Consider the following 18,697-nt stretch of genomic DNA (forward strand, 5'->3'; position numbering starts at 1 on the left):
TCGTTAACCGCCGCCGAAGGCTTGGCCCATTGGGATTCGGGTAAGGGCTTCGACCACTCGGCTAACCAGTCGCTGGGCACAGCTTTGGGCAGGATATGCTTCATACGGTATTCGGTGTACCAGTGGGCAAAACGGGCATGCTCCCACAGGCGCTTACGCCGAAAGCGCCGCCAGCGGGCCATGTCGTTAGTGCGTTCGCATTCAGCTTTTTCACGGGCCACATAAGCGTCGTACCACTTCACGCCCCATTCGCGGGCGGCAGGAGTGATGGCATCGGCGCCTTCTTCCATAAAGCGGCGAATGTACTCCCACTGGGACAGCGCCCCTGGCAGCCCGCCCACGCTAACGATGATGCCCGCCCCGGGCAGGGTGTAGCCAGGGCGCTCTGGATCAGGCGGCACCAGCGCAAAGGTCCAACCAAAGCCTGTGATCGCCCCTGGCCCGAGGCCCGGGTTAAAGGCACACATCGCGACGACATCTTCCCAAGGCACCAACACCGTGCGCCGTTCGCGTTTGAATAATCGACAGATGGCGTCGTAAATAACAGGGTATACAAAGAGAAAGGCCATGGAAGAGGTGTGGATAATGAAGACCGTTAGCGGAAACAAGTCTTCTGCTCCCCGCACCCAATCCCCCAATTCAACCACCACAATAAGCCCACTGCCCATGGCTATAGCTCCGAAGGTTGAAACTAGCCAGAGATTTTGTGGGGCTGGAAACCAAAAACGACCGGGGGGCTCCACCACAAAGGCCACTTCACGGCGCTGGCGGTGCAAGCGAATAGGAGGTATGCGTTTGAGTAGAGTGTTTAGCCAGACGATGCTTAGAATAAACACAAAAAGGAAACCGGCATAGAGCCCCCCTCCCCATACAGCTACTAGCTGAGGGTCAGGAGGAAATCCGCCGACCCCAACCCATATAACGAGGAATAACACCATAATAATGCTAGTACCCACGCTTAACGTATGCCCTGCCGTCATCATGCTATCCGGGCTAGCTCCCTGGCGAATATCCATGGTGGCCGCATCGTGGCGCACATCGATATGGGCCACATCCGCCGCGTGCTCGCTATCTGCGGGGAGCGGTAATGGGCTAAAGCAGTACTGCTCACCCCCGGCGCGGCTTTCCCGTTCGCCCGCCCGCATGGGGGGCAGAGCTTCTTTGAGGTTAGTGTTAAACATCTGGTTTCCCGCTCACCGCTAGTCGTCATCAATCACTGTTCAGCCAACTCGTCTAAACGGAAAGGTGGGATAAGCCTGTTGGCTAGCGGCAGGCACTGCCACGCCATCATCATTGACGTCCTTATCGCCTTTTCATGTTTAGGCTTCGATTCCCTGCCGTCGGTAGGCCTCTGAAAATACCTTCTCGATGGGCAAGGCGGGGTCGGTTGCACGAATCCGCCTTACTTCTTCACACAGCCTTACCAATTCGTCGCTCGGCTTGGCCCACTGCTCTTCATCAAGTGGGTGTGACCACCTTGTCATTTTGGCAGGCAATACATTGGGCCGCGTTTTTATTAACCGTTTGTTTTCCCTTTCGGTTAAATAGCCCGGCAAGTTCCAGAGCTGAATAATGTCAATCAGGTACCAGCAGCTCCAATATAACCAGCCGATTTCACCGTCAGCGCGGCGCTGATTAATACGGCGGCGGGCATTGCGCAGGGTATGCACGCCTTCCCAAGCCGGATCATTCTCTCCCCTGATAACGTTGGGGTCTTGCACCTCAGCAAGGGAATTGACCTCGTATTCCATATACGCACGGATCGCTTCCCAGTGGCTGATGGCCAGGGGCTTCGCAAAGGTCATAAATTCAAGTTTTAGCCACTGGCCGGTCTCTGGGTGTGCGTAACCAAACCCCATGCCGAACTGCTGCTGAACGCCGTACTGGGTGACACCACGGGCCTCGACTACCCAGGCCATCAGCGATTCCCAGGGAACGACCACTGTTTTATAGGTGCCTTCTAACACAAAGCAGACTTCCCGGCGTTGGCGATGAAATCGCACTGGGGGAGTATGCCGCAAACGGCTAAGGCCAATACAGTGCCCCAAATACATCAGCAAAAAACCAGCCCCCCCCCCCACCGAGGCCTACCCAAAAACCAAACTTGGCTAGCCATAAAATCAAATCAAATGGTGCATCAGGCATCATCAACCAAGCTAGGCTGGGCCCAAACAGAGCTGAAAATAGAAACAAGCCAAACGCTACGCCGGTCAGCAGCTGCCAGCCATAAACATCGGAATATCCCCCACCCACGTCCAACCATGCCTCGTTGAGGGTGCTAATAGTACCGTTTAGATCCAGCGCTTGATGCCCCGTGGGCAAGGGCTTAGGTGCTAGATAAGTAATTTTGCCACTGGGAAAGGCCTGAGTATCCCCGGCCTGATGGGGCTGATTTTTATCAGGCTGGGGCAAGTCCGCTGCCTTTTGATTCATCATTAACGTCCTTGTCGCCTTTTCATGTTTAGGCTTCGATACCCTGCCAACGATAGGCTTCTGCAAATACCTTCTCAATGGGCAAGACCGGCCTCCATTAGTTTTGCCAGTGGAGTTCGTGAAGTTCACAAAACTAGCACTTCTAATCTTGGCCTCGGCGGTATGTTGTGGTTCATTGAACCCTGCTTATGAAGCCGCTCCTCATTTAGTCACTGCGCATTCGCTCTAAACGGAAACGTAGGGTAAGCCTGTTGGCTAGCGGCAGGCTCTGCCACGCCAAAACGCTTTTCGATATCGCCCATTTCAATAAACTTTTCGCCGCGCTGGTAAGCGGCACGTAAATGCTCGCTAAGTTCGTTAACCGCCGCCGAAGGCTTGGCCCATTGGGATTCGGGTAAGGGCTTCGACCACTCGGCTAACCAGTCGCTGGGCACGGCTTTGGGCAGGATATGCTTCATACGGTATTCGGTGTACCAGTGGGCGAAGCGGGCATGTTCCCATATCCGCTTGCGCCGGAAGCGCCGCCAGCGGGCCATGTCGTTGGTGCGTTCGCATTCGGCTTTTTCGCGAGCTACATAGGCGTTGTACCACTCTACGCCCCACTCTTTGGCAGAAGGGGTAATGGCATCGGCACCTTCTTCCATAAAGCGGCGAATATACTCCCACTGGGCCAGCGCGCCTGGAAGGCCACCCACGCTAACCATGATGCCCGCACCCGGCAATGTATAGCCTGGGCGTTCCGGATCAGGCGGTAGCAGCGCGAAATTCCAGCCAAAGCCGGTGATCGCCCCTGGCCCGAGGCCGGGATTAAAACCACACATCGCGACAACATCTTCCCAGGGCACCAATACCGTGCGCCGCTCGCGTTTGAATAGCCGACAGATGGCGTCATAAACCGGCGGGTAAACGTAGAAAAAGGCCATGGCGCCGATATGCAGTAGCGTTAAACCCAGCGGAAAGCCCTCCCGAGCACCACGTAACCATTCGCCAATCTCAATTACCCCCATGAACCCTGACGCTATTACGGCAATGCCTACGATGGCCATTAACCAAAGATTTTGAGGCGCAGGCAGCCAAAAGCGGCCGGGAGGATTTACCACAAACGCTGCCTCACGTCGCTGGCGATTTAAACGAATCGGCGGAACACGCTTAAGTGCCAAGTTAACCGCAACAATGCCCGTGATAAGCACCCACAGAAAAACAGTATAGAGCCCCCCCCCCCATCCTATAAGCACCATGTCGTACAAAGAGTTTTTAGTAATGGCAATAAAAAACAGCAACAGCCCGAAGCCGTTCATAAACATGGCCCCCACACTCAATACATGCCCCGCCGTCATCAAGCTTTCCGGGCTCCCCCCCTGGCGAATATCCATGGTGACCGCATCGTGACGCACATCGAGATGCGCCACATCCACCGCATGCTCGCTACCTGTCGGTAGCGGCAGAGGGCTAAAGCAGTACTGTTCTCCCCCTGCACGGCTTTCATGCTCGCCCGCGCGCATGGGGGGCAGAGCTTCTTTGGGTTGGGTGTTAAACATAACTCTTCCTTGTTTAGGACGTCCAGGGCGTTAGCGGCATACTTGGCCAAGTACCGAGTCTATTGCTATACCAACTATTTTCGAGTGCGTTTAGCTCGCGCCACTCCCCCCGCAGCACACGGCCGCGGTGGTGCAACTCATAAACGCTGGTGGTCGATTCGCCGTTGAGGCTTGAACGCACCACCAGCCGAACATAATAGTACTGGCTTAGCGCTTCCGGCGAAAAGTGATAGGTGACTACGGTTCTGGTGCCTTCTGTTTGCTTGTAGGCATAAGCCAGCACATCCCGGGTCAGCTCTTCTTGGCCACCCATAGTACCGGCCCATAAACCGAAAGAGAGATTTTCTTCTTCAGGTGGCTGACTACCGGGCATTGTCATCCGGAAGGCCAGATCAATAGCGGCGGGGCCAGGCCCAGGGCCAGCATGGGCTGCTGCTACCCCCTGGCGCTCGATGCTCGCTTCACTACCGCTTAGCTTGCCCAGTTCCTGCTCGTGCTTTTCAAGATTCCACTGCTTGCTGCGCAGCCCCCAGTAGCTGCGCTGGCACCAACTCTGCACCGGGCTTAGTGAAAAGCGGCTGGCCAGCAAGTCGCCCAGCACAAGTAACAGCGTGCTTGCCGCAACAAACCAGCCCACTGGCCCCGAGAACTTCAGCAAAAGTAACCGCCACTGCGCTGCGGGGATACCCAGTATTTTGCCGAGACTGCTACTGGAAAAACCAAGAACCAGACCACCTGAAGCGGTACCTGCGGCCCCCGCAAGTGCCACATGGGTTGCCAAACGCTCCGCCTGTGTCTCGGCGCGCCCTAGCTTCTGCCCCTGCCTAACCATCTCAAAAACACCGGCAACACCACCCAGAAGAGCAACAGCTCCCATTGCTCTATTGGCAGCCCGTGCCCAGCTTTCCAATTGAGCAGGGCTACCCGCTGCCGCTTTTAATTCAGCCTGGGCGACTTGCTGAAAAGCTCGGCCTTCATAAAGCTTGCGATGGCGGGTATCGACGATCATTTCTCTAATCGCCATAAGCGCTGCCGCTGTTGCTGTTGTCTGCGCGCCTGCATTACCAAAATGCTCCCAAAAATGCTCTTGCCCCCAGTTCTTGACCAGATCGCTCATAGCGACACAGGCAGTAATAGCACCTAAGGCTGACAAACTACCGTTCACCAACACCCCCACCGCGCGGGATACCGAAACCTCACTCTGCTCGTTACGAATCAGGGTATTTAGCGTGCTACGCATCGTTTCACGGGGCTGGTTGGCTAACTGTTTGAAGGCGTTTCGCTCAGCCAGCGCTGCGCGGGTAGCGTCTTGGCTTAATCCACTTAGTTTAAGGGCGTGGCTGCCGTTTTCATTACCGGGGAAACTATGATCTGCCAGTTCACCCAATGCCTCTCCCAGCAATTGCTGTTGCTGTTTGATTTCTAAACTTTTATCCCGGATTTTTCTCGCGTTGTATTGTTCAGCTGCGCGGCGATGGGCCTCGCTTGTACCCCGATGAACAGCGCGTTTTTTCTCTGCATCCCGTTCTTGTTTATATTGCTCCATTTCTTGTTCCAAGCGCTGGAGCTGTGATGAGGAGCGTTGTGCCTTGGTAATGGCCTGCTGTATCTTCCCTAGCACTGTTTGGTCGGGTATATCCCAGCCCATTTCAGGCAGTCCTAGGCGCTCAAGAAACATTAGCCGCTGCCCTTCCGGCAACATGCCCGCTAGGTTGGCAAAGCGCTGGGGCATCTCCAACTGCGTCGCGTCGTCAAGCAGCGTTTTGATCACCGCTTCACCCAACATCTTCTCTTTAGCACTGACTTCCCCAGCAATATCCGCTACTACATCATCAGCCAGGCCCTCAATGCTACGGAAGCGCAGGCCTGCTTGCTGCTCGATAGTGCTCCGCCACGTTTGATAACTGCCTAGTGCGCCTGAGGCAGTTATCAATGCCGCCGCCTGCGTTAAGGCCTTTTGTGAGCCATCCAGTTCGGATAGGAAAGTGTCAATAAAAGTGTCGGTAGGAATAAAGTGAAGCAAGTGCCCCGTATTGGGGGTATCGCCCATATAATACTGAGCAAGGAAATTATCTTGTCCACAAAACAATAGCGTTTCGAAAGCGTACTTCTCGATTTTACACGTCAGTTTTATATGCAGGTCTACTTCCCGATCCAGTACCAGTGCATAGTCGTGCCATGCGGGTAATAGCCGAGCTAAATCCTGCCCTATCGCTCGATAAGCCGATTGCCAACTCTCCTCAAGGCCGTTGGCGTAGGCTAGAAAATTTTCCATGTCCTGCTGACGAATGACATCCACAATGCCGTTGGGTGCCAGCGCGTAGTTGCCGCCAATAACTTCATTGAAATGAGCCTGCTCGCTTTGCTCGACAAACGATTTAACTGCGTCTGCATCCGTGCCTAGATTTCCCGCTATGTGCTGACTGAGCTCATCGATATCGTTCTCGATAGGTTGCAAGGCGATGCCAGTCACACCAGGATGGCCGCCGGAGCTTCGGGTGACCTCCTCTTTTCTTTCTCGGTGCTGCTCGTACAGGTCTGCCAGTTCACGAAGATCCGCTTGGTCATCACTATCAGCATTGCCTAGCCAGTCAGGAATATTACCTTGGCCTGCATTGGCAGCATGAGGGGTAAAGTCGATGGTCATCAGGCCATCAATCGTGCGCGCAGCAAAGTTCTCGGTCTGATACTTATTGTGCCAATTGCCTTGCTGGTCGGAAGCTTTCGCCCAAGCTTGAGCTAAGTCTTTTAACCGCCCGGTAATATCCTCAACAATTAAACAAGCACTATCTAGCTTATACTCGCTCTCTATTGCTGCTGTAATGCTACTCGCCGCAGCAAGCTGCCACTCGTTGTCCTCTCCTTCAGACTCACACCATGGGTAGCTACCCATATCTAGTTCGTTGTGTTCGCCTGGATGCTCCGGAGCATCAGGGGTAGGTAGATGCTCACCAACGTCATCAGCTAAAGCACTCGCTAGATCGTCAGGATTGAGCAGGTGCGCCGTACCGTTGCCTGGGCAGTAGGCCCCCACGTTCACACGCATCATGGCTTGCTCTCGAAACGCCTCATGCTGCAACATGGAAATATGCAACGGCGTTAGTTCAAGTGGGCTATAGAGCACTTGCACCGAGCCTTCTCGCTTTACAATGATGGTATCGCCGCTGCCATCTGGTTCCACCTTGAATACCTGCACCTCATCTGGCGATATACTGTGTACCAGATAGAGCCAACCACTTCGGATAGGCCGAATGCCTGACCGACGATAGGAACCATCAAACACTGGGGAAAACCCTGGAACTTGGCAGGCAAGCTCAGCCTCGTTTGTTTCAGCAAGGGCGTAACGTACTGGAACTAGTTGAAGGTCTGGTAGCATCAACGCACACTGGCCTTGTTCTTGGCCAGGGTCGTTATCAGGCTGGCTATCCGCGACGCGCTGTGCTTCCTCCATAGAACGGCTCATAGTTGTGCCTCCATGTTCAGTCGCCGCTGAGAAGCTTCAGCAGCGGCTTTTAATCGTTCCATTGGTGCTCGGTGATCTGGCCGCAGTAGCTCTAACGCGATATCAGGCATAGATTGCTCATCCAACGCCTTTTCACCATATGTTCCCAAAATATTGGCCATGTAATAGTGTGCTCGCCGCCCAGTAAAGCCTAACTCACGCGTGATACTGATGATCTTCTTCGCAGCGTTTATGCTCGTTTCCTGCTCCCGCAACAAAGGGCTATCTGCAAAAAAAGTGTCAAGATGTTTCGCTAACTCCTGAGCAAAGCGCTGCCAAGCAATTGGGCTGAGTGCGTCAAGGTGCATTTGCTGAAGTGGGAACCTCTCTTTACGCTGAGCAAGTTCTGAGTGCTCATTATTGACTTGATACCAACGGACTACCCCATGCTCATTGATGGGTAGCCAGACGGCATCAAACAGGCCTAACAACTCACTCGTTGAAGGCGAACACTCCACACTGAGGAGACATTTCATCACGTCAGGAGAGCCTACCCTGAGGACTTTTTCACCTTCTTGAGGATGCTCAACAAAGAGCAGCCACCGCAGGTGTTGCAAAAGCTCATCAAACGGAGCAGAACTTATGAAAACCCAGCCCCATTGACTCTCTGCCCCCTCTTGAAGAAATATTTTCCAGAGGGGGTCATTGTCTTGGAGCTTTACCAAACAAGGCGAAATGCTTCGGCACCCCTCCAGCGGCGTATCCAAATAGATAGGTTCGTAAACAGGAGTCTCAGCGTGCTCATAAAGCCACTTTTCCAGAGGCTCCAACTTGAGGCCATCAAGTACCAGATAACACTCCTGCCCATTACCGGCCTGCAAGGGAAGCGAAACGGCCTGCCGTACTTCCATGCTTTACTCCTGGCTATCCAGAGGAGTACAAGGCTGAGTTAATGCCATCTCCTGCCTGAGTGCGGCTTCTTGCCGTGGTGATTCAATTTTGTTAACCACAGGAGGTGCCTCCACCTCCACAGGCAATTGCGGTGCCTGAGCTGCTTGCCCACTGCCTGAGCCGGGGCTGCCGCCGGAGTTGATTTTGACCTGCGGGCCAACGATGGAGACGCCGCTGGGGTCGATTTTCAGAAAGCTGCCACCTGCTTTTAAGGTGATTTCAGCGCCCGCTTCAATCACTACCTTCATGCCTGCTTTGTGGTGAACCTCCTGCCCCGCTTCCAACAAGTGCGCTTGGCCAATTTTTTCATGGCGAGTGCCGTCGATCACTAGGTGGTCGTCGCCATCTACCTGGGTGTGGCGGTTACCGTGCACAGAGTGATGGTCGTCGTTGCCGACTTGGCTGATGCGGTCGTTGTGTACCTTGAGGTGGCTGTCGTTGCGGATCTCTTCGGTGCGGTCGTTAAGGGTCAGTAGTTCCAAGTCTTTCTGGGCGTGGAGCCAAATCTGCTCTTCGCCGGCTTCGTCCTCAAAGCGCAGTTCGTTGAAACCTTCGGCCTTGTGGCTCTGGGTGCGCATTACCGTGCGGGTTTTGTGCTCCGGCAGCGGGTAAGGCGCGGTATTTACCGCGTGGTAGGTGCGCCCAGTGATCAATGGCTGGTCGGGGTCGCCTTCTAAAAATGAAACAATCACCTCATGGCCAATACGGGGAATGGCAATACTGCCGTAACCGCCACCCGCCCAACCTTGGGCGACACGTACCCAGCAGCTTGCTGTGTCGTTGGGTTCGGCGTAGCGGTCCCAGGGGAACTGTACTTTGACCCGGCCATGCTCGTCGCAGTGAATCTCTTCCCCTTCGGGGCCAACCACAAAGGCCACTTGGGGGCCATCGACCCGCGGCTTGGGGTTGGGGGTGGCACGCCAGGGGGTATCACCGGGGATCAGTGTGACGTGGTTGTGGTAACGCGTCATACCGCTTGCGTCACTTTGGGTCATCCCATCTTCTTCCAGCGCCTGGGGCTGCTCACCGTGGTGAATAACCTCGCGGACCTGCCAGTCACGGTTAAGGCTATCGGTATCGTGGTCAGTCAGAGTAAAGCGCAGGCCGGGGGCAAACTCAGGCAGGTCGCTCTCTGCTTGGGCGGTGATCGCTTCCCGGCGCAGCTGTTCCAGACGAATGCGGGTAAAGGGTTCGCCGGAGGCGTCCTGCTTATAGCGGCCAGGGTAGTCGTAGTGTTCATAGTCAGTATGTTGACCATGCGTTTCTACATCGCGGCCTTGGTGTTCGTGCAGTTGCGCATAAGCGGGGTTTTTAAAGCTGTAATCTTTCAGCGTGGCCGAGGCGGTAGCAACCCTGGCCCGGTGGCTAAGTTTGCGTACATGGCGTGTGGGGGCAGTCCCACCAGCACGACTGTTATAGGGGCGTTCGCCAAGGCTAACGAGTACTTGAGGGTCATCGGCGAAGATTAGCCGGTGGGCGCCGTTGTCGCTCTCACCACCGCCACTCTCCCCTGTTTCAGCAAATTCATGGTAATAAAACAGCCCCTCTTCGGCGGCTAGGCGTTCGATGAAGGCAAGGTCGGTCTCGCGGTACTGCACACAGTAATCGCGCTCTGGCAGATCACGGGTGACGGCAAACGAGACATCGGTAATGCCCCGCTCATCGCATAGGGTGTTGATAATGGTGAGCGGGTCAGTCTTTTGAAAAATACGCGAGTTTTGGCGCAGCGAAAGCCGCCAAAGCGCAGGCCGCAGCACCAGGGAGTAGAAGGTGCGGCGGTGGCCTCGGTCACCGCGGCCAAACTCACAGATAACCCCGTGGACCTGACGCAGCGGTTCGCCATCCTGCCAAATGGTCAGGGCCGCTTCACGATCCAGTAGTTCAGCGGCATCAAGAGTGTCGTCTCGGCTGGCCAGGTTGACGATCAGCTCAAAGGGCTGGGAGAGCGCTTCGCGGTGGGTAAAATCCATCACCGCGATGTCATCAACGCCGGGTAGCGTCAGGGTGAATTGCAGGCCGGTGCTCGCCATTTTAGCCCCCCTCCCCTGAGCCGGAACCAATCACAACGCCACCGCAATCTATCGCATGGCCGGTAAGGGCAGCGGGTTTACCATCGATTAAAATGGTACTAGAGCCTTCTGCAATGGCACGCGGGTGAGGTGGGTGCTTAGGCTTGGCATGCGGTGCTAACGGATCGCCTACCCGGGCAATTGGCTTACCATCCATGAACACCGTACTGCTACCTGCGGTCACTGGTGTGGGGTAAAAGCCATCGTGCTCGGTGCCTATATCACCCACTAATACAAATTTCTTACCCATTATTGGTACTCCTTTTCCAATTCTGCCTATTCACTCATCCCACTTGGCAGGTGCTTCATAGCTGGCAACATCGTAAGCATCGACGTATTGGCGGGTAAAACCTGCCGCTTCAAGGCTATCTATGGCTGAGTGACAAGCCATTGGCAGGCGTGTTTGCAGCGGTACGCCACTTAAACTGCGCCGTACAGCCATCAGCAATCGTGTGCCATGGCCACTACCTTTCCACTCTTGGCTAATATAAAAAAAGCGCAGCTGCCACGCGGCTTCATCATCTGGCCGGCAGGCGAGCACCATGCCGAGAGGTGGCCCTTCGCCATGGCGTAAAGAGAGTAGCCGCCCCTGCCAGTGTTCGACCTGACCACCCGCTCGTTGTAGCCATAGGCCACGCTGAACGGTGAGCTCCAGCGCACGATGCAAGGTGGCTAATACGCTTTCGTCTCGCAATATCCAAGGGGAGTGCCCCTTGGCATCAGCTCGATAAACCGCCTCGATAAAGCTGCTAATGTCTTCGCTACGCGCCTCTTCCAAGGGGCGCGAACGTTTTGAACCCTGGCGCTTATGGCGGCCTACCGGCCGAGAGGCATCGGGAGAAAACAGTTGTTTAAGTTTGGTCAGCATCGCTACCTCGCTCCGCGTAAAGTGCTGACGGTAATTGGAAACCTGCTGCTAACGGACGTGTGAAGGGGTTAGGTGCGCCGTTGGCAAACAGGCGATAGCGCATCGTGCCGCCATCAACGTTGAATCGCAGTTCCAACTCACGCTCACTAACACTGGTGATATCGGCTTGCTCCAATAACCGGAACCATGCCCAGGCACCATCTTGTGCAACGCTACGCGGGGAGCGATTCACTTCACTTGGCACCATAGTGATACGGCTTTCAGCACCGCCGCGCAGGGCGTTCGGCCAAATCATTGAGACACGCTGGCTAGCGCTGTGGGCGTACTCGATCAACTGACCATCGACACTTATCACACTGCGGCGCTTATCGGGAGTAAGGCTGATAGGCTCTAGAGCAAACTCCACATCCAGTGCACCATCGCGGCTAAAGTAAGCACGACGGATCTGCGCAGCTTGCTGTATGGCCGTGTGCAAACTATCACGCAGTAGTGAATTGCCTTCAGCATCTACCAAGTACTCAGGGGCACCTTCAATAAAGGGCTTTAAGCTGTCCTGATAGAAGGCATCCAAAATGCCACCTGGGGCGAAAAAGTCTTCAAAATCGCTGAGCGCTACTTCCTGGCTGGCGCTAGGCGATAGCGGATAGCGTCCCGCTAAGCGCTCTTGGTAAGGCGCTACCACATCATCTAACCATTGGTTTTCAAGGTGGCGAGTGGCGCTTACCATCATTAGCTGCCAACTCTGGTCAGCCAGACTGTGCAACATACGACCAACCGGCTCAGGCGTATTGTCAGCGATGCGCTGAAGGTTATGGATCGGGTCGTTTCCTCGTAGAGACAAACGGTCACGCACGCTAACGAAAGCGGCACGTCCTGAATCGCTAGACTCTTCAATATCCATCAAGTAATCACGCAATGCCTGTACGGCGGCTTTGATCTCTTCAAGCGATGAGGGATTATCATTGCGGGCTTGGCTGAGCTGGTTAATCGTCGTAAAAGGCTGCTCGATCGCTAATGCCAATTGATAGCGCTGGGACTGGCGTAGCGCTTCACGGGCCTGATCATCATTTTCGGGCAGTTCTGGGTATAGGCTGGTATTACGCTCCACGGCGGCTAACAACCTATCTAGTGGTCGCTGTGAACCCACCAACGCATCCGCTACGACAATCGCCTGGCGGATATCAGGCAGCGGTACCAACTGCGTATTACGCAGTGCATCACGCCAACTGACCTGATAGTCACTCACATAATGTTCGCGGAGTGCGGTCTGTAATTGCTGCTTATCGGCGTCGCTAAAATTGATGTTATCGCGCTGGCCCAGCACCCAGGCATCAATCAACGCTAACTCAGTAGCACGATCCAGTTCCTGCAAGAAGTAGTTTTCAAAACCCTGGCGAGTCACCAAGTGAGGCAGGCGTATATGCTCGGGGTCATCATCGCGGGACATAAAGACGGTATCAAATAGTGTGCCCACGCTGCGCCGGAGGTCCAACGATTCCCCCTGGCGACTACCCGCGGCTTTTAACGCGATGTAGACACGCTCGTCGATCGGCTGGCTCGCCAACTCATCTTGAGCTGCCGCAATACTGCCCTGGATCGGCGCCATTGCCTGTTCGGCGCGCGGACTTCCCTCAGCAATACGGTGCTCCAGGTCACTATGGGTCAATGCGTAATCAAGATGCGCCAGCAGGCGTTGTTGAACATCACCTTGTTGCGGAAAGTAACCCTGCCAACGCTGGGCCATAAAACGCTCTACCCGTTCAGGCTGGCGGCCACTGGCATCGGACATCATGCGCAGTACGCGTAGCAGCGCTAGCTTTGTATTACTGCCTTCTTCAGCGCGGTTCATGTCGTCCATGATACCGATCATCAGAGCAGGCAAAAATTGGTGCTCTAGCATGGCAAGATAGGCGCGCTCTACCTGTGCACCAATCACATGCCCCTGATACAGCCCCATATCAGCTAAATACGGTGTATGTGTACGGTAACCATCAAAGGTTGAAAGCGCGTGGCGCAACCGGTCCAGTGGCTCTAAGAGCTCGTAACCGCTCGGGTCATCGCTTTGGAAAGCTTCAGGCTGAGTGGCTAAGAACGTTTCTGCCCGCTCTTCTACGGCGGTCAGTGAAACACTGTTTTTCTGGTAAAAATGTGCCCAGCCACCAACTAAGCCAACCCCCATCATTAAGCAGGCAGTAAGGCTAACCGTGCGCACACGCTTGCGTCGCTGGGTAACCCGGGCATTATCGCCAGCGAGCCCTGCTTCAGGGTAAATAACCTTTTCAAAAAGCTCTTCAGTAAAGTACAGCGCACTGCGCGTTGCCCGATGGGCAGGCTGAATACTCTCTTCCATACCGTAACGGCGGGCAGCAGCGTCGACAAAGGGATCTTCGGGAACGCCCTGCTGGTATACCGAAGTAAAGTAAGTACCACGCACGATGGCGGCCGTTGAAAAACGATCGCTGGATAGCGCTTCGGTTAAAAAGCCAAGCAGTACATCGCGCAGCCCTGCCAATTGGCGCACGAACCGAAATACCGATTCACGCTCTTCACGGTCACGGCACTCTGACAACATGGTGGGTAAAAGCTGGTTAAGCCGCGCCAGCATGGCGTCATAATCTGCTTCAAATTCAGCCTCCCATTTGCCAGGCGTGTTGATAGAAGCAGGGGTAAACGTAAAGCCCAAGGGGCTTTTACGGGCAGCACGCGAGTAGTGTCGGAAGAAGTCATCAAAGCCGTGCAGCAAATCCATTTTGCTGAACGTCACGTATACCGGTAGCCGAGTGCCATGTCGCTCCATCAGCTCGCGCAGGCGGCTGCGAAGTAGGGCGGCATAAGCTTTACGCACCGCTACCTGGGCATGACTTAAACGGGCGAGGTCAAGCACCAATATCACGCCATCCAGTGGACGCTGGGCGCGATTGCGCTCTAACCAGTCAACAAAGTGGCCCCATAACCGGCTCTGCAACGCTTGCGGCTCACCGTCCTCCATGGCGCCTTGCGTTAACAGTTCTCCATCGGGATCAATTAAGACTGCTTTGTCACCAATCCACCAGTCGAAGCCTAACTGGCCTTGCTTACTGCTCAGCCCGGAGGCCTTCATTACATGGGTCAGTGCAAAGTTTTGGCCGGAGCGATTGATCAGGCTGGTCTTGCCTGCATTCTCCACTCCCATCACCAAATACCAGGGCAACCGATAACGGCCACTGTTACCGCCACCTAGCGTGTCAGCCAGTTCGCTTAATACCGTATTCAAGGAGGCTTCCTGGCGCTCCACCTGGCTGATGACCGGATCCTGCTGGCGCGCCTCTTCCAACTGACGCTGCTCATCCAGTTCTCTTAACCGGCGAGCCATACGAACGCCCCAGACAATAGCAACGACGGTAACAACTGCCAGTGTTGCCAAGAGGCGGTTGGTTAACGGGGCCAGCGGGGTCATACCTCGCACTTCCCAGTTTGGCCCTAGCCACCAAATCGCGACCACCAGTGCCACTAGCAGTATCGCCCAAAACAGCGTTGAGAGCCTTAAAAGCCCCTTTGCTTTATTGCCATGAGCCTTGGCCCGGTTTTGCGCGGTCTGTGCCCGCGACATGCCCGGCACCCAGCGGCTCAGCTTCGATTTAAAGGTTGACCACATTAGCCTTTATCCCTCGTCCCTTGTGATGATGACCATTGTCAGTGCGTCTCTTGAATCGCTGCTTTCAGGCGTGACACTAAGGCTGGCTCCCACTGCTCTAGTGCCAGTTCGGTGACCGTTTGGTGCAACGTGCGGTAGTGCTGCTGCGCTAGGTTCTCCAACCCTATTTCATGTAACAACTCAGCGCTGACCAGTCTCCAATAGGCGCTGTCTCGTGGTGAACGTGCGCTACTAAGCCCCTGGTCAAGCACTTTGAGTGCGGTGCCAAGATCACCGTTTTCAAACAACTCCTGCGCTTCTACCAACCCCGCTTGCCATGCTTCGTTACCACCGCCAGTGCCTCCACTATTGGTACCGCTGCTGTGTAGCCAACGTGCTGTTTCGTCATCAAGGAAGGCAGCGCCATTATTGAAGGTCAGTGCTTCAATACCGGGTAATCGCTCAACAAACCGCTGCGTTTCTTCGCGAATCGCTTCGGCACAGCGCAGATGGCCTAGCTGCTTAGCAAGTCCGGCGCTTAGCCTGTGCCCTTCGAGCCAATAGGGGCTTAGTGCCAAGCTGTTTTCAATACGCTGCCATAAGGCGTTATCGCCACCTTTAGCCAGCGCCTCTCGGTAGTCGGAAATGCGATCAGCAGACACCGGAGCCAGCTCCGTTTTGCCATTTTCCTTAGCTGTCGGTAGCGCCTGAATGGTGCTCCACACCGCATGGCGGCGCAGGCGGTACGCCAGCGGCTCCCCTGCAGACTGCTCGCCGAGAAATTCAGCCATCTTGAGCAGTGTCTGGCGGTTTGAGCGTTCATTACCCGCTTCCAATCGTAACTCTGGAGCTTTAGCACTCCCCGCAGCGGAAGCCGTACCCTCCTGATTTGCATTACTAGTCGGCTGGGCAACCACTTTTTGCGATGCTGCTTGTTCAGATGATGAAGACGGCTGCTTCGCTGGGCGTAGCGACTGTAAATGGCGGCTGAGCTCCTCAACGGCTTGATCAGGGAGTGATTTTTCAACCACTTGATGCTGAAGTTCGCTCAGTGACGCTTGGCACGCCTCAAACTCGTCTTCAGCATTATGAAAGTCGAGCCTTGCTGCCAGCTTGACGCTACGCTGGATAAACTGCTGAAACAGACGTGGGCGGAGCTTGTCACCGCGCTTACCCGCAAACGGGTATGCTTGCTCCCACCACGGTTGAGCAATAGCGCGTGCCAAAAGGCGCAAAGAGAGTGCAAAGCGAACGCCATTGCCTCCGCGCTGCATACAGTGCAACAAGTGCCCCAGCACTTTTAGATCTTTGCCACGCTCGCTCAACATGCGAACTGCCAGCCCTTCGGCGGTTTCCCACTCCACGTTTGTGTGCTGCAGTGAGCCGACCTTCATCATCTCGTCATCCAGCGCCAGATAGTCCTGGCTATCCTCCAGCGGCTCACCCACAAGGGCGCCATCGGCATTAGCTGCCAGAGGGGCCAATAAAGGCGCTAAGTGAGACTCTGCGGAAATACGCATTTCAAACTCCCTTACCAGCGGCACGCATTACGTAGCGGCTGAATTTCTTGGCGCAGGCCAGTGACATCAAAACGCAGCCCATCAAGCCTGGAAACATCACTACGCAGAGTGACATCGTTGGCACTGAGCAGCTGGCGAAGCGTATCAATCGCCGGAAGCCCTCGGCCGCCGCTAAGCACTTGGCCACCGTCTCGGATGCGCCACTGCTGTTGCACGGTGTTGCCATTACCGATCAGTTGTAGCTCGACTCTGGCGTCGTCAAGCGGCGCGGGCAGGTGTAGCTGAAAACGGGTAATCAGCTTTTCGCAGGCCATTACTAAAATGGGACGCGGCGGTGTCGTGCCAAGGGCTGGTACGCTGATAAACACATCGTCACCTGACTCGTGCACAATCAGCCCAACGTCATCACTGCTGCGCGCGGCCTCCTGGCGTTCAATGGCATGCCACAACGCTGGCATTTCGCCGCTGTCATTGGCAGGCTCCACGGTCTGAAAAACAGCGTCATAGCAGTTCAGGCGCTCAAGGCGCGAAGCCTCTTCTGCACATGCGTGGGCGCGCTCTATAAGAGCGCCGTGCTCGCCAGCTTGCATAGGGAGACTAACCAACGCCCCGGCTATCAACAGGCCATAGGTTAGCCACTGACGTTTTAACAACATCGCGTTCATTTGATATCCAGTTCAAGTAGCTGGCACTTGTGAGCTAGTGTTCGCTTCGGCAAACCCAGGCTTTCCGCAGCTTGTGCACGGTTACCTCCAAAACGCTGTAGACGCTGGCGAATAATGGCGGACTCCAGGTCACGAAGTGCTTGGCGAAGATCATCAATGTCATCAGAAAGAGCGAGCGCGACGGGCTCTGCAGTACTTACTACGGGCTGGCCAGCCGTTTCCTGCTGTTCACCAGGCAACACATAGGCGTCGATATCGGCACCTTCAGGAGTCATTGCACAGGCGTAATCAACGATGTTTTTAAGCTCGCGCACGTTACCTGGATACTCCCGTCGGTAAAGCTGGCGCAGTGCTGCTGGCGTAATACCCATTTCCGCTCGCCCTTCCCGCTCGCAAAAATCAGTAATGAATGCCTGAGCTAGCTGGGCAATATCGTCCTGCCGCTCAGATAACGCTGGCAGGGTGATAGGAAACTGCCCCAACCGATAGTAAAGGTCAGCGCGAAAGTGCTGCTGCTTAATTCGCTCCCGAAGCGGCTGGTGGGTTGCAGCAACCAAGCGTAAGTCAGCACAACGCTCTTCACTTGCGCCAAGCGGACGATAACGGCCACTCTCTAACACACGCAGCAGTTTGGCTTGAAGCGCGAGTGGCATATCACCAATTTCATCCAAAAACAGGGTGCCACCATGGGCTTGGCTAATCAGCCCTGCCCGAGCATGATCGGCACCCGAAAATGCTCCCTTGGCATGCCCAAACAGTTCTGATTCAAGCAGCGCTTCGGGAATAGCCGCACAGTTAATTGCCATAAAGGGCTCTTTAGCACGGCCCGAGAATTGGTGAATTGCCCTTGCCACACGATCTTTTCCGGTGCCAGTTTCACCTTGTAGCAGTACCGCCAGATTCGTTTCTGCCGCTCGGATCACATGACGCCTAAGTGCCTGCATCGCTACCGACTGGCCCAGCAGATCATCGGCTAGTTGGTCTGCTAAGGCTTGGCGACGGGCACCATCGTTTAGCTTGGTCAGCGAGTCTTGCAACACTTGAGAACGCTGGCGCTCGCCCTGCTCCCTAGCCAGCCGTGACCACAGACGGCACAGCAGCGCCTCATACGCAGCCATACCAGGATTATCGATCAGGGCAGTTAACGTCGCCGCCTGCCCTACCAGCAGTAACGCTCCCAACCATTCGCGCTGGCCATCGACCGCGCGAAGCGGTCGGATGTGCAGTTGTGACGTGGCTGTTAGGGGGGCTAGCTGCGCTTGGAAGCCTGGGTGGTCCAGCCGAATACGAGCATCGGCAACACTCAGCGTTAACGGCTTGCCGCTTCGAATGACATGCGCATAGGGGTGGTTAAAGTCCGCACAATCAAACTGCACATTGTCACTGTCACGTCCCAGCCAGCGACCGCTACCCTCTATATAGAGGCACTCTGCTAACGCCAACCCTAAGTGACTCTGCAGCAGGCGGGCAGCTTGCTGGCGTAACACGACAGTTGAGCTACTCTCCACCAGCGTTAACGCTAATGGCATAGCGGCCAGCTCGGCGGGTAGCAACGTTTGCGAAACGGCAGCGGCGTTAGCAGCAGGCAGCGTCATGGC

Annotated in this window: 13 protein-coding genes; all 13 read right to left on the bottom strand. The window is 55.3% G+C overall.

The features are described 5' to 3' along the window. Window positions 1-1,181, bottom strand: a 1,181-nt coding sequence (locus CPA45_RS16720; protein WP_096653463.1) for a hypothetical protein, incomplete at its 3' end; no start/stop codon positions are given. Between the two features lie 138 nt (window positions 1,182-1,319). Further along, the gene (locus tag CPA45_RS16725; RefSeq protein WP_244287639.1) at window positions 1,320-2,054 is read right to left on the bottom strand and encodes a hypothetical protein; all 735 of its coding nucleotides are present in this window, start codon (window positions 2,052-2,054) and stop codon (window positions 1,320-1,322) included. After that, window positions 2,026-2,436 carry a hypothetical protein gene (locus tag CPA45_RS16730; protein WP_133066793.1) on the bottom strand — a complete coding sequence of 137 codons (411 nt, stop codon included), beginning with the start codon at window positions 2,434-2,436 and terminating at the stop codon, window positions 2,026-2,028. The genes CPA45_RS16725 and CPA45_RS16730 overlap by 29 nt, the downstream gene beginning before the upstream one ends. A 206-nt stretch (window positions 2,437-2,642) precedes the next feature. Continuing rightward, window positions 2,643-3,971: a hypothetical protein gene (locus tag CPA45_RS16735; RefSeq protein ID WP_096653467.1), complete on the bottom strand. Its 1,329-nt coding sequence runs from the start codon at window positions 3,969-3,971 to the stop codon at window positions 2,643-2,645. A 13-nt stretch (window positions 3,972-3,984) separates the two neighbouring features. After that, window positions 3,985-7,434 (bottom strand): toxin VasX, encoded by a 3,450-nt coding sequence (locus CPA45_RS16740; protein ID WP_208858537.1) that lies wholly within the window; start codon window positions 7,432-7,434, stop codon window positions 3,985-3,987. Beyond that, window positions 7,431-8,324, bottom strand: coding sequence for a DUF4123 domain-containing protein (locus CPA45_RS16745; RefSeq protein WP_096653469.1), 894 nt, complete (start codon window positions 8,322-8,324; stop codon window positions 7,431-7,433). The genes CPA45_RS16740 and CPA45_RS16745 overlap by 4 nt, the downstream gene beginning before the upstream one ends. 3 nt (window positions 8,325-8,327) lie before the next feature. Then, window positions 8,328-10,394, bottom strand: coding sequence for a type VI secretion system Vgr family protein (locus CPA45_RS16750; protein ID WP_096653471.1), 2,067 nt, complete (start codon window positions 10,392-10,394; stop codon window positions 8,328-8,330). A gap of 1 nt (window position 10,395) precedes the next feature. After that, the gene (locus CPA45_RS16755; protein WP_096653473.1) at window positions 10,396-10,683 is read right to left on the bottom strand and encodes a type VI secretion system PAAR protein; all 288 of its coding nucleotides are present in this window, start codon (window positions 10,681-10,683) and stop codon (window positions 10,396-10,398) included. Between the two features lie 30 nt (window positions 10,684-10,713). Continuing rightward, window positions 10,714-11,301 carry a GNAT family N-acetyltransferase gene (locus CPA45_RS16760; RefSeq protein ID WP_096653475.1) on the bottom strand — a complete coding sequence of 196 codons (588 nt, stop codon included), beginning with the start codon at window positions 11,299-11,301 and terminating at the stop codon, window positions 10,714-10,716. Beyond that, window positions 11,285-14,935, bottom strand: coding sequence for a type VI secretion system membrane subunit TssM (gene tssM, locus CPA45_RS16765; RefSeq protein WP_096653477.1), 3,651 nt, complete (start codon window positions 14,933-14,935; stop codon window positions 11,285-11,287). The genes CPA45_RS16760 and tssM overlap by 17 nt, the downstream gene beginning before the upstream one ends. Window positions 14,936-14,973: 38 nt before the next feature. Further along, window positions 14,974-16,434, bottom strand: coding sequence for a type VI secretion system protein TssA (gene tssA, locus CPA45_RS16770; RefSeq protein WP_096653479.1), 1,461 nt, complete (start codon window positions 16,432-16,434; stop codon window positions 14,974-14,976). 11 nt (window positions 16,435-16,445) lie between these two features. Next, window positions 16,446-17,099, bottom strand: a complete 654-nt coding sequence (gene vasI, locus CPA45_RS16775; RefSeq protein WP_096653481.1) for a type VI secretion system-associated protein VasI — start codon at window positions 17,097-17,099, stop codon at window positions 16,446-16,448. Continuing rightward, on the bottom strand, window positions 17,096-18,694 hold the full coding sequence (locus CPA45_RS16780; protein ID WP_096653483.1) for a sigma-54 interaction domain-containing protein: 1,599 nt from the start codon (window positions 18,692-18,694) through the stop codon (window positions 17,096-17,098). Before CPA45_RS16780 ends, vasI begins: the two co-directional genes overlap by 4 nt. Window positions 18,695-18,697 lie beyond the last annotated feature (3 nt).

This window comes from Vreelandella nigrificans (assembly GCF_002374315.1).
GTDB lineage: Bacteria > Pseudomonadota > Gammaproteobacteria > Pseudomonadales > Halomonadaceae > Vreelandella > Vreelandella nigrificans.

Coding starts and splice junctions, on each gene's coding strand:
- CPA45_RS16750 (WP_096653471.1), bottom strand. CDS start 10,394: ATGGCGAGCACCGGCCTGCAATTCACCCTGACGCTACCCGGCGTTGAT.
- vasI (WP_096653481.1), bottom strand. CDS start 17,099: ATGAACGCGATGTTGTTAAAACGTCAGTGGCTAACCTATGGCCTGTTG.
- CPA45_RS16725 (WP_244287639.1), bottom strand. CDS start 2,054: ATGTATTTGGGGCACTGTATTGGCCTTAGCCGTTTGCGGCATACTCCC.
- CPA45_RS16755 (WP_096653473.1), bottom strand. CDS start 10,683: ATGGGTAAGAAATTTGTATTAGTGGGTGATATAGGCACCGAGCACGAT.
- tssM (WP_096653477.1), bottom strand. CDS start 14,935: ATGTGGTCAACCTTTAAATCGAAGCTGAGCCGCTGGGTGCCGGGCATG.
- CPA45_RS16740 (WP_208858537.1), bottom strand. CDS start 7,434: ATGAGCCGTTCTATGGAGGAAGCACAGCGCGTCGCGGATAGCCAGCCT.
- CPA45_RS16735 (WP_096653467.1), bottom strand. CDS start 3,971: ATGTTTAACACCCAACCCAAAGAAGCTCTGCCCCCCATGCGCGCGGGC.
- tssA (WP_096653479.1), bottom strand. CDS start 16,434: ATGCGTATTTCCGCAGAGTCTCACTTAGCGCCTTTATTGGCCCCTCTG.
- CPA45_RS16730 (WP_133066793.1), bottom strand. CDS start 2,436: ATGATGAATCAAAAGGCAGCGGACTTGCCCCAGCCTGATAAAAATCAG.
- CPA45_RS16780 (WP_096653483.1), bottom strand. CDS start 18,694: ATGACGCTGCCTGCTGCTAACGCCGCTGCCGTTTCGCAAACGTTGCTA.
- CPA45_RS16760 (WP_096653475.1), bottom strand. CDS start 11,301: ATGCTGACCAAACTTAAACAACTGTTTTCTCCCGATGCCTCTCGGCCG.
- CPA45_RS16745 (WP_096653469.1), bottom strand. CDS start 8,324: ATGGAAGTACGGCAGGCCGTTTCGCTTCCCTTGCAGGCCGGTAATGGG.